The organism is Microbacterium sp. K35 (assembly GCF_004794375.1).
Classification (GTDB): domain Bacteria; phylum Actinomycetota; class Actinomycetes; order Actinomycetales; family Microbacteriaceae; genus Microbacterium; species Microbacterium sufflavum.
The window spans coordinates 1-11,604 of the sequence record NZ_SSDM01000190.1 but is presented as its reverse complement, the minus strand read 5'-3'; the positions used below and the strand labels follow the sequence as shown (position 1 = coordinate 11,604).

9 protein-coding genes are annotated in these 11,604 nt (G+C 70.2%); 6 read left to right on the top strand and 3 right to left on the bottom strand.

Annotated elements, in window-relative coordinates; genetic code table 11:
• Window positions 1-78: 78 nt before the first annotated feature.
• Window positions 79-900, bottom strand: a complete 822-nt coding sequence (locus DW299_RS07405; RefSeq protein WP_168443090.1) for a carbonic anhydrase — start codon at window positions 898-900, stop codon at window positions 79-81.
• A gap of 271 nt (window positions 901-1,171) precedes the next feature.
• Between DW299_RS07405 and mgrA the strand changes: the two genes are divergently transcribed.
• From mgrA to DW299_RS07375, 6 genes are all read left to right on the top strand, one after another.
• The gene (gene mgrA / locus DW299_RS07400; RefSeq protein ID WP_136036205.1) at window positions 1,172-2,239 is read left to right on the top strand and encodes an L-glyceraldehyde 3-phosphate reductase; all 1,068 of its coding nucleotides are present in this window, start codon (window positions 1,172-1,174) and stop codon (window positions 2,237-2,239) included.
• 7 nt (window positions 2,240-2,246) lie between these two features.
• The gene (locus DW299_RS07395) at window positions 2,247-3,179 is read left to right on the top strand and encodes a 4-(cytidine 5'-diphospho)-2-C-methyl-D-erythritol kinase (RefSeq protein WP_136036204.1); all 933 of its coding nucleotides are present in this window, start codon (window positions 2,247-2,249) and stop codon (window positions 3,177-3,179) included.
• Window positions 3,180-3,296: 117 nt separating this feature from the next.
• The gene (locus DW299_RS07390; RefSeq protein ID WP_136028596.1) at window positions 3,297-4,310 is read left to right on the top strand and encodes a LacI family DNA-binding transcriptional regulator; all 1,014 of its coding nucleotides are present in this window, start codon (window positions 3,297-3,299) and stop codon (window positions 4,308-4,310) included.
• 185 nt (window positions 4,311-4,495) lie between these two features.
• Window positions 4,496-6,109: a multiple monosaccharide ABC transporter ATP-binding protein gene (mmsA, locus tag DW299_RS07385; protein ID WP_446724788.1), complete on the top strand. Its 1,614-nt coding sequence runs from the start codon at window positions 4,496-4,498 to the stop codon at window positions 6,107-6,109.
• Complete coding sequence (gene mmsB / locus DW299_RS07380) at window positions 6,106-7,479, top strand: multiple monosaccharide ABC transporter permease (RefSeq protein WP_136028597.1); 1,374 nt, start codon at window positions 6,106-6,108, stop codon at window positions 7,477-7,479. The genes mmsA and mmsB overlap by 4 nt, the downstream gene beginning before the upstream one ends.
• Before the next feature lie 59 nt (window positions 7,480-7,538).
• Window positions 7,539-8,657, top strand: coding sequence for a substrate-binding domain-containing protein (locus tag DW299_RS07375; RefSeq protein ID WP_136036203.1), 1,119 nt, complete (start codon window positions 7,539-7,541; stop codon window positions 8,655-8,657).
• A gap of 152 nt (window positions 8,658-8,809) precedes the next feature.
• Here the strand turns inward: DW299_RS07375 and DW299_RS07370 are convergent, their stop codons facing one another.
• Both DW299_RS07370 and DW299_RS07365 read right to left on the bottom strand, forming a co-directional pair.
• Complete coding sequence (locus tag DW299_RS07370; RefSeq protein WP_136036202.1) at window positions 8,810-10,027, bottom strand: Cmx/CmrA family chloramphenicol efflux MFS transporter; 1,218 nt, start codon at window positions 10,025-10,027, stop codon at window positions 8,810-8,812.
• A gap of 337 nt (window positions 10,028-10,364) precedes the next feature.
• Window positions 10,365-11,604, bottom strand: a 1,240-nt coding sequence (locus DW299_RS07365) for an HNH endonuclease signature motif containing protein (RefSeq protein ID WP_136036201.1), incomplete at its 5' end; no start/stop codon positions are given.

Genomic DNA, 11,604 nt, shown 5'->3' with positions numbered 1-11,604 from the left:
GTTCTTCCTGCCCCCCCCCCCGCCGGCCCCCCGCCGCGACGGCGGGAGCCCGGCGGAGGTGCGGGCAGGACGCGGAGCTCAGACCCCCGAAGGGATCTCGGTGAGCGTGCGGTCGTGCAGGGGCTGCACAGGTCGGTGGTTGTCGGGGTACACGGCGGTGAACGCGGCGAGCTCCTCCGCCGACACCGTCACCGGGGTGAGGTAGACGTTCCAGCGCACGTCCTCGGTGCACGGCGGCGTGGTGAGCGAGCCGTCGTACTGCACGCTCATGCCGTCCGCCGGGATGAGCGCGCTCGGGTCGATCTCGTGGCTCAGCGGCGTGCCCTTCTCGCTCACGGTGGTGGTGATCGACGAGAAGAACTCGTCAAGTGCCGTGCTGGCCGGCCCAGCCTGCAGCATCACGCCGAGCACGAGCATCGAGCCGTCCTCGGCCTTGTGCACCAGGTGCAGCTCGGCGGGAGCCGTGCGTCCGTCGATCGTGTGCTCGCTGCTCGCGTGCAGGTGGAACTGCTGCAGCTCGTACGTCTTGCCGTTCACCTCGATCGAGTTGGACGTCGGGTCCTCCGGGATCGCCTCGATGGTGTGGCCGTTGTTCTCGATGTCGAACGCGGCGGGGGCGTAGTGCGTCACGACCTTCTGCGCGGCGGTCCCCATCTGCACCGTCGAGGTGTCGATGGCGATGGGGGACTCGTGGGAGCTGTCGACGTTCTCGCACGCGGCGCCGAACTTCCCCCAGTGCTCGGGGCCGTTGGACCCGCGGTACGACCACTCGGCGTCCGCGGAGGCGCCGGGCGAGGGCGACGCAGACGCGGCGGGGGTCGTGGCGGCGGGTGCGCAGCCGGCGAGAGCGCCGATCGCGAGGGCCGCGGTGGACAGAGCGAGAGCGGGGCGGATCTTCATGTTGTTTCCTTCGGAGTGTGCGGCGCGCGCTGCAGGCACAGCGGATCGCCGCGCACCACACCGCGACGCCATCGGGACGATGCCCTGGCGGACTGCGTGATCACCCGGACGGCCAGTTGTCACTGCCCCGCGGCGTCCGAGCGGCACGAGTGTAGGCGACGAAACCCGGAGTTGCCCGTGGTCCCGCACCGCCCGTCGTCCCCGCCTACCAGCGCATCGAGCGCCACGCAACGGCGATCCCGGATCCCACACCGCCCGGTAATCTGGCACCGTGACCGACTCCCCGCGCTTCCGTCCCGATGTCCCCGAGCTCCACCGCCCGTACGCCGCCGACGAGGGCCGCTACGGACGGTTCGCCTACCGTCAGGTCGGGTCGTCCGGCCTCTACCTGCCGCCGATCTCGCTCGGGCTGTGGTGGAACTTCGGCGACAACATCCCGCTCGACAACCAGCGCGCGCTGCTGCGTCACGCGTTCGACGGCGGTATCACGCACTTCGATCTCGCGAACAACTACGGCCCGCCCTACGGCTCCGCCGAGAAGAACTTCGGTCGCATCTTCGCGGAGGACTTCCGGCCCTACCGCGACGAGCTCATCATCTCGTCGAAGGCCGGCTGGGACATGTGGCCGGGCCCGTACGGCGACTACGCGAGCCGCAAGTACATCCTCGCCAGCGCCGAGCAGTCGCTCACGCGCATGGGCCTGGACTACGTCGACATCTTCTACTCGCACCGCGTCGATCCGGTCACCCCGATCGAGGAGACCGTGGGCGCGCTCGACACGCTCGTGCGGCAGGGCAAGGCCCTCTACGTGGGCATCTCGTCGTACAGCGCCGAGCGCACGGCCGAGGCGGTCGCCGTGGCGAAGGATCTCGGCACCCCGCTGGTCATCCACCAGCCCGCGTACTCCATCCTGAACCGGTGGATCGAGGACGGCCTCACGACGACGCTCGAGGAGTCGGGTCTCGGGGCCATCGCGTTCACGCCGCTCGCGCAGGGACTGCTCACCGACAAGTACCTGGGCGACGGCACCGCCGACCGGGCGCAGCAGCGCGGCTCGCTCCCGAAGGGCAAGCTCACCGACGAGGCCGTGCAGACGCTGCGGGCGCTGAACGACGTGGCGAAGGGCCGCGGACAGTCGCTCGCCCAGCTGGCGCTGCAGTGGACGCTGCGCACCCCGGTGGTCGCCTCGGCCCTGATCGGGGCGTCCCGGCCCGAGCAGCTCGACGAGAACCTCGCCGCGCTCGACGGGCCCGAGTTCACCGCGGAGGAGCTCGCCCGCATCGACGAGCTGTCCGGGGGGATCGACGTGAACCTCTGGGCGACCTCCTCGGATCTGTGACCCGGTCATGAGCCTCGCCTCGGCCGCCGGATCCGTGCACGTGCGCGCGCCGGGGAAGATCAACGTCTATCTGGGGGTCGGTGGCCGCCACGACGACGGCTACCACGCCCTCGCGACGGTGTTCCAGGCGGTGTCGCTGTACGAAGACGTGATCGCGCGACGGGCGGACGACTTCTCGATCACGGTGTCCGGGGTCGAGGACGACGGCTCCGTGCCGCTCGACGACCGCAACCTGGCGATGCGCGCGGCGAAGCTGCTCGCCACGGCCACCGAGCACACCGGCGGGGTGGCGCTCGAGGTGCGCAAGAGCGTTCCGGTCGCTGGCGGCATGGGGGGCGGATCGGCCGACGCCGCCGCGGCCCTGGTCGCGTGCGATGCGCTGTGGGGGACCGGTCTGTCGCCCGCGCGTCTGCACGACCTGGCGGCGCGGCTCGGCGCCGACGTCCCGTTCGCCCTGCACGGCGGCACGGCGGTGGGCACGGGGCGCGGTGATCAGCTGAACCCCGCGCTCGCGCGTGGCCGCTTCGACTGGCTGCTGGTCACGAGCGAGCAGGGCCTGTCGACCCCGGTGGTGTACGAGCGGCTCGACCTGCTGCGCGAGGAGGAGGGTGCGCTCGCCGATGACCCGCCGCTGTCGCTCGACGTGCCGATCCCGGTGCTCCAGGCGCTGCGCACCGGAGACCCGCGCCAGCTCGCCGATGCCTTGCACAACGACCTGCAGGCGGCGGCGCTGCACGAGCGGCCCGACCTGGGTGACACGATCGACCGCGGGATCGCGGCGGGTGCCCTGCACGGGATCGTCTCGGGCTCCGGTCCCACGGTCGCGCTGCTGTGCCCCGATCCCGAGACCGCGCAGGACGTGCAGACCCGGCTGCGGGAGGAAGGGCTGGACCCGCTGCACGTGCACGGGCCGGTGCCCGGCGCCCGCATCCTCGGCTGAGGTCTCCCGCCGCGACGTCCTCCGGCCCACGGCCCGTGACGCCTTCGGGATGCACGGCGCGGTCCTGGCAGACATAATGAAGTGACGATGTGACCGTGCACACGCGAGGAGGCAGTGATGTCCACGTCCTCCGAGCGTGCCCGCCTGCCGAGCATCCGCGACGTCGCCCGGCTCGCGGGGGTGTCGCATCAGACGGTGTCCCGCGTGCTGAACGATCACCCCAGCATCCGGCCGGAGACCAAGGCGAAGGTGCTCGACGCGATCGCCGTGCTGGACTACCGGCCGAACCTCGCGGCGCGCGCGCTGGTGACGAGCAAGTCGAACATGCTGGGCATCCTGTCCGCCACGATCGGCGAGTTCGGCCCCACCTCGTCCATCGCCGGGATCGAGGATGCGGCGCGCGAGGAGGGCTACTCGGTCTCCACGCTCAACCTCCCCTCGACCACGCCGGAGGCCATCGGCAACGCGGTGCGCCAGCTCGAGCGGGAGCAGGTCGACGGGATCGTGGTGCTCGCGCCACAGGTGCGCGTGTTCCATGTCTTGCGCGGCATGTCCGGCGCGATGCCCTTCGTCACTCTGCAGACGGCGTCGGGCTCGGACGGCGTGAGCCTGTCGGCCGATCAGGTCGCCGGTGCCAAAGCCGCGACGGAGCACCTCATCTCGCTCGGGCACAGCGACATCCTGCACCTGGCCGGACCGCAGGACTGGATCGAGGCGGAGTCGCGCATGCGGGGCTACCTCGACGCGCTGCGCGATGCCGATCTGCCCACGTTCCCGCCCATCCGCGGGGATTGGACGGCGGACTTCGGCTACTTCGCGGGCAAGGAGCTGTCGCACCGCCGCGACTTCACGGCGGTGTTCGCGGCGAACGACCTGATGGCGATCGGACTGCTGCACGGCTTCCGCGACGCGGGGGTGCGGGTGCCGCATGACGTGAGCGTGATCGGCTTCGACGACATCCCGGTCGCGGCCCACGTGGCACCGACGCTGAGCACCGTGCACCAGGACTTCCCGGAGCTGGGCCGCCGCGCGGTGCGCATCCTGCTGGCGCAGATCCGCGGTGAGGATCCGCCCGCGTTCGGGGCGCTGCAGACGCTGCTGCGGGCTCGCGAGTCGGCCGCCGCCCGCTGAGCCGATCCGGCGCGCTCGGGGCATTCGATTCCCGCGGGCCGCGCCCCTCCACGGATCGAATCCTTTCGATCCGCCGCGCCGCCGGGATGCCCGTGTTCCTGCGGATCGCGGGGAGATCACGGTCGCGACACGGAATGCCCGCGCCGACTTGACACCGCTCCCGCGGGAGACGACGATGTATCGATGTGAACGGTCACATCGAAGGTGACCGCACGTCGCGAGGAAGATCCGTGAGCACCACTGCAACGTTGCCGACCGTGTCAGGCCCGATCCTGGAGATGCGCAGCATCACCAAGGAGTTCCCGGGGGTCAAGGCGCTCGCCGACGTCTCGATCACCGTCCGCGCCGGCGAGATCCACGCGATCTGCGGCGAGAACGGCGCCGGGAAGTCGACGCTGATGAAGGTCCTCTCCGGGGTGTACCCGTACGGCAGCTACGACGGGGAGATCCTGCTGTACGGCGAGGAGCAGCGCTTCAAGGACATCGCCGCGAGCGAGCAGGCGGGCATCGTCATCATCCACCAGGAGCTGGCGCTCATCCCCGAGCTGTCCGTCACCGAGAACATCTTCCTCGGCAACGAGATCCGCCGCTTCGGCCGCATCGACTGGCAGGCGCAGAAGGAGCGCACGATCGAGCTGCTCGCCCGCGTCGGGCTGAGCGAAGACCCCGACGTGCCGATCAAGACCCTCGGCGTCGGCAAGCAGCAGCTCATCGAGATCGCCAAGGCCCTCAACAAGGACGTCAAGCTCCTGATCCTCGACGAGCCGACCGCGGCCCTGAACGAGAACGACTCCCAGCACCTGCTCGACCTGATCCTGGGGCTCAAGGCCAAGGGCATCGCGTCGATCATGATCAGCCACAAGCTCAACGAGATCGAGCAGATCGCCGACGAGATCACGATCATCCGCGACGGCCGCGCGGTCGAGACGCTCGACATCTCCCGCGGCGAGATCAACGAGGACCGCATCATCCGCGGCATGGTCGGCCGGTCGCTGGAGAGCCGCTACCCCGACCGCACGCCCGAGATCGGCGAGGTGTTCTTCGAGGTCAGGGACTGGTGGGTGCAGCACCCGACGGTGCCGGAGCGCATGGTCGTGAAGGGCTCGAACCTGAACGTGCGGCGCGGCGAGGTCGTCGGCATCGCCGGGCTCATGGGCGCGGGGCGCACCGAGCTCGCCATGAGCATCTTCGGTCGCTCCTACGGCACCTACCTCTCCGGCACGCTCGTGAAGGACGGGCAGGAGATCGAACTGCCCGATGTCGCTGCGGCCATCAAGCACGGCCTCGCCTACGTGAGCGAGGACCGCAAGGTGCTGGGGCTCAACCTGCTCGACACCATCAAACGGTCGATCGTGGCGGCGAAGCTGTCGAAGATCGCGCACAACGGGGTGGTCGACGCGCGCGAGGAGTTCGCGGTCGCCGAACGCTACCGCAAGGCGCTGCGCATCAAGACCCCCTCGGTGGAGGAGGGCGTCGGCAAGCTGTCGGGCGGCAACCAGCAGAAGGTCGTCCTCGCGAAGTGGATGTTCACCGACCCCGACCTGCTGATCCTCGACGAGCCCACCCGCGGCATCGACGTCGGCGCGAAGTACGAGATCTACGCGATCATCAACGAGCTCGCCGCCCAGGGCAAGGGCGTGATCGTGATCTCCAGCGAGCTGCCCGAGCTTCTCGGCATCTCCGACCGCATCTACACCGTGTTCGAAGGCCGGGTCACCGACTGCATCCCGGCCGACCAGGCGACCCCCGAGGACCTCATGCGCAGCATGACCTCCGCGACCCAGAAAGCATCCGCATGACCACCGACTCGACCACCGCGAAGCGCGGCTTCCACTTCAAGGACATCACGAAGATGTTCGGCGGCGGCGGCACCTCCACGCTGCGCCAGTTCGGCATCCTCGGCAGCCTCGTCGTCATCCTCGTCGTCTTCCAGGTGCTGACGTGGATCGTGAAGGGCACCGGACTCACGCTGTCGTCCGGGAACCTCATCAACGTCGTCAACCAGTACTCGTACATCCTGATCCTGGCGATCGGCATGGTGATGGTCATCATCATGGGGCACATCGACCTCTCGGTCGGCTCGGTCGCCGCGTTCACGGGCATCGTGGTGGCGAAGGCGATGCAGGACTGGAACCTTCCCTGGCCGCTCGGCATCCTGCTGGGACTGGGGGTCGGTGTGCTCGTGGGAGCCTGGCAGGGCTTCTGGGTCGCCTATGTGGGAGTGCCGGCGTTCATCGTGACGCTGGCCGGCATGCTGTTCTTCCGCGGGGCGAACCAGTGGGTCGGCGACTCGCAGTCCGTGCCCGTTCCGGAGGGCTTCAAGATCATCGGCGCGGGGTACCTGCCGGAGATCGCGCTGCCGCTGCCGTTCAACATCCCGACCATGCTGCTGGCGCTCGCCGGCGTGGCGTGGATCGTGTTCTGGGAGATCCGTACGCGTCGCGTGCAGCGCAAGATGGGCTCCGACATGGCGCCGCTGTGGGTCAGCGTCACCAAGGTCGTGCTGATCTCGGCGGTCATCCTCATCGCGGGCTGGCTGTTCGCCACCGGACGTGAGGGCACCAGCTTCCCGATCTCGGGCGTCATCCTGCTCGCCCTGGTCATCCTGTACTCGTTCATCACGAACAACACCGTGTTCGGCCGGCACATCTACGCGGTCGGCGGCAACCGGCAGGCGGCGCGCCTGTCGGGCGTGAAGGACCGCTGGGTCGACTTCTTCGTGATGATGAACATGTCGGTCCTGGCGTCGCTCGCCGGCATGATCTACGTCGCGAGGGCGACCGCGTCCGGTCCCCAGGACGGCAACGGCTGGGAGCTCGACGCGATCGCCTCGGTCTTCATCGGCGGTGCGGCCGTCTCGGGCGGCATCGGCACCGTGATCGGGTCGATCATCGGTGGTCTCGTGATGGCGTTCCTCAACAACGGCCTCGCCCTGCTCGGCGCCGGTGCCGACGTCGTGTCGATGATCAAGGGCCTCGTGCTGCTGTTCGCGGTCGGCATCGACGTGTGGAACAAGCAGCAGGGACGCCCCTCGATCACCGGCTTCCTCACGCGTCGCTTCGGCCGCAAACAGGACCCGGCCACCGACACCTTCGATCCGACGAAGACGAACTACCCCACCAGCCAGAAGTACGAAGCCCCCGCCGTCGAGGAGACGCGCGGAAAGTAAGGGCCGCGTCGCGCAGCGCACGCGCGACGAGACCTGCACACACCAGAGAAAGAGATCACATGAAGAAGATTCTTCTGTCGGCGACAGCGCTTGTCGTCGCGGGCGCATTCGCCCTCACCGGCTGCTCCTCGGAGCGCGGCGGTGACACGGGATCGGGTTCCGGCGATGAGGCCACGAAGGGCTTCGCCGCCGACGCCACGATCGGTGTCGCCCTCCCGGACAAGACCTCGGAGAACTGGGTCCTGGCCGGTGACCTGTTCAAGACCGGTCTCGAGAAGGCGGGATTCAAGGCCGACGTGCAGTATGCGCCGGCCAGCAACACGGTCGCCGAGCAGCAGAACCAGATCCAGGCGCTCGTCACGGGTGGTGCCAAGGTCATCATCATCGGCGCGAAGGACGGCAAGCAGCTCACCACCCAGGTCGAGGCCGCGCGCGACGCCGGTGTCGCCGTCATCGCGTACGACCGCCTGATCGAGAACACCGACGCGGTGGACTACTACGTCGCGTTCGACAACTTCGAGGTCGGCAAGCTCCAGGGCCAGGCGCTCCTCGACGGTCTCGCCGAGCGCGCGGGCCACGAGGCGCCGTACAACATCGAGCTGTTCTCGGGTTCGCCGGACGACGCCAACTCCGCCGTGTTCTTCAACGGCGCGATGGAGGTGCTGCAGCCGAAGATCGACGACGGCACGCTGAACGTCGTCTCCGGTCAGACCGAGATCTCGCAGACCGCGACCGAGGGATGGAAGCCGGAGAACGCCCAGCGTCGCATGGACTCGATCCTCACCTCGACGTACGGCTCGGAGACGCTCGACGGCGTCCTGTCGCCGAACGACACGCTCGCGCGCGCCATCATCACCTCGGTGCAGGGTGCCGGCAAGCCCGTCCCGGTCGTCACGGGTCAGGACTCCGAGGTCGAGTCGGTGAAGTCGATCATGGAGGGCGTCCAGTACTCCACGATCAACAAGGACACCACGCTGCTGGTGGAGCAGGCCATCAAGATGGTCGGCCAGCTGCAGAAGGGCGAGGAGGTCGACGTCAACGACACCGACCAGTACGACAACGGCAAGAAGGTCGTTCCGGCCTACCTGCTCCCGCCGGTCATCGTGACCAAGGAGAACGCGGCCGAGGCATACGCCAACGTGCCGAGCCTCCTCGAGATCGTGAAGTCGTACCAGTAACACGATTCGCACAGCGCACGAGCCGTCCGTCCCTTCCGGGGCGGGCGGCTCGTCCGCATGGGGGCCCGTGTCTGTCCGGCGCCTGCGTCACGGGGCTGTGTCGGTCGCGGCGCCCGTGACGCCAGCGCACCGGCGCCGATCACGAGGTCGCGTCACGAGGTGCGCGTCATGGAGGCGCGGGTGAGGAGCAGGAGGGTGAGGGCGATCCCGGTGAGGGCGACCGCGACCCAGACCGGGCCGAGAGGTCCGGTGCCGGTCGCCAGTGCCGCAGCTCCGAGCACGGGGCCCGCGGCCGCTCCGACGTTCAGGGCTGCGGTCGCGGCGGAGCCGGCCATGGTCGGTGCCCCGGTCGCGGCGTACAGCACCCGTGTGACCAGGGTGCCGCCCACCCCGAACGACAGCACCCCCAGCACGAGCACGCCGGCGAGCAGAGCCGCGGGGTGGGTCGCGAGGAGCGCGAACGACGTCCAGCCGGCGAGCAGCAGCGGTCCGCCGATGCCGACCACCAGCCCGGGGTGCCGGTCGGAGAGTCGCCCAGCGACGGTCACACCGACGAACGACCCGACGCCGAAGAGCACCAGGGCGATCGCCGCCCATCCCTCGGCCAGGTGCGTGGTCTCGGTCACGATCGGCGCGAGGAACGTGAAGGCGGCGAACGTGCCGCCGTTGATCAGCGCCGCGAGCGCCAGAGCGATGGCGACCGGTCGGGTGCCGAAGACGCGCAGCTCGGCACGCAGGGTCGGCGCGGCCGCGGGCGCGGGCGTGGGTGTGGGCGCTGGTGTGGGTGTGGGTGTGGGTGTGGACTCTGGCCGGTGTGGAGCGATCACGCGCGCGGGGACGCCGCGGACGATCCCGAGGAGGGCGGGCACGCAGAGCAGCGCGACCGCCCAGAAGGTGGCGCGCCACCCCCAGGCCGCGCCCAGCACGGTGCCCGCGGGAACGCCCGCGACCGTGGCGACGGTGGTGCCGGCCAGGAGGACCGAGACGGCGCGCCCGGTTTGCCCGGGCGGCACCAGCGACGTCGCGGTGCGCAGGGCGACGGCGAGGAAGCCGGCGTTCGCGATCGCGCTCACCACTCGCGCGAGGAGCAGGATCTCGAACGATGTGGTGAGGGCGCCGAGCACGTGGCACGCGCCGAACGCCAGCAGGCACAGGAGCAGGGTGAGGCGAGGCGGCCATCCGCGCGCGAAGGCCGCCATCACCGGGGCGCCCACGACCATTCCGATCGCGAAGGCGGAGGTGAGCAGTCCCGCGGACCCGACCGGAATGTGGAGGTCGTCGGCGATCGCGGGGAGGAGCCCGGCGAGCATGAATTCGGACGTGCCCATGACGAACACCGTCAGGGCGAGGGAGTAGAGGGCAAGAGGCATCGAGGACTCCGAGGTGAGAGAGCAGAAGGGGTCTTCTGGTCACCACGGCCAGCCCGGTGCGACGGGTGCGACGGGGGAGCGCCCGCCCGGGGGCGGATGCGACGAGTCAGCGAGTGTCGGGGCTGGCGGTGCGACCGGCAGCCCCCGACCTGTCTGATTCGGGGCTCGACATGCTTCCACTCTAGGGGGAGACGCACCGCAGACTCCTGCCGCGCTCGCCGCACTCGCTGCACCCACCGCTCGCCGCACCTGCCGCGCTCGCCGCACTCGCCGCACTCGCTGCATCCACCGCTCGCCGCACCCGCCGGCATCATCATTGCGCTCGCAGCCTCGCGACTCAGAACGGTGCCGCGCCCGTGTCCGCACCCGCGTCCCATGCGCCTCCACCGGTCCCCGCGCCGCGGCCATCCTGCACACCCGCCTCCGCGAACACCACCGATGGCCGAGGCGGCGGACGGTCGAGGTAGCTCCGTCCGGCCGGACTCGTCCACTCCAGAAGGCCGCCCGGCCGCTGCCGCACCTGCCACGGGGAGTGGTGCTTGAGGGTGTGGTGTCTGCGGCAGAGGGTCGCCAGGTTCCGGTGCTCGGTCTTCCCGCCGCGGGCCGCATCGTGGCTGTGGTCGAGGTCGCTCTTCCGCGCCGCGAGGCCGCATCCGGGGAAACGACAGCGCTGGTCGCGCGCTCGCAGGTGCCGGCGGAGCTCCTCGCTCGGCCGGTAGCGGTCGACCGCGAGCGTCGCGCCGCTGATCGGATGCGTCAGCACCCGGTCCCACCCCGCGGCGCCGCCGGTCAGATGTCGGGCGGTCTCCGCATCGATCGGCGTCACCCCGTCGAGCTCAGCCGGAGCGCCCGCCGCCGTGGGGTGATCGTCACGAAGAAGGGTCAGCACAGGCACCGTCACCTCCACGCGCGCCCGCAGCTCGCCCAGCAGACCGTCCGCCGTGTCGTGGCCGGCCGGGGTGCCAGTCAGCACCAGATCGGAGAGCAGGTCGGCTCGCAGCTGGTCGACCGTGCGGGTGTCGGGTGTGGCAGGGGAGGGCTCGGTCGCGCCCCGCTCCGCGCGAGCGTTCTCCTGCTGTACGGCGTGAGCCATCTGCGACAGCCGGTCGAACATGCCGTGGACGAGTGTCGCCGGTCCGTGCATGCCCAGGTCGGCCATCCCGTCGCCTGCGTCTTTCACCCAGACCCGCCGCTGCTCGCGGGCGTCGCGGTGCCGCTCGGTGACCGTGCGCTCCTGGAAGCGTTCGGCGAGGCGTCGCACGAGCGGCCGCAGCCGGTTGGGCGAGGTGGTCTGCGCGAGGGCTACGGCGGCGTCGGCGAAGGCCGACCGCTCGGAAGCGTCGTGGAGATGCGCGCCCGCGTCGAGGATCGCGCGCGCGTGCGCCGCGCTGATCAGCCCGCGGCCCTGCGCCTCCCACACCGCGGGGAAGCGCTCGACCAGCCAGGACGCCTCGGACATGCGCCGTTCGACCGCGCGATCGCTCGCACGCTGGGCCGCGCCGATCTCGGCGGCGACCGTGCGGATCGCCAGGTCGCCGTGGTCGGGGTGGCGCCCCTGCCGGGCGATGTCGACCGCG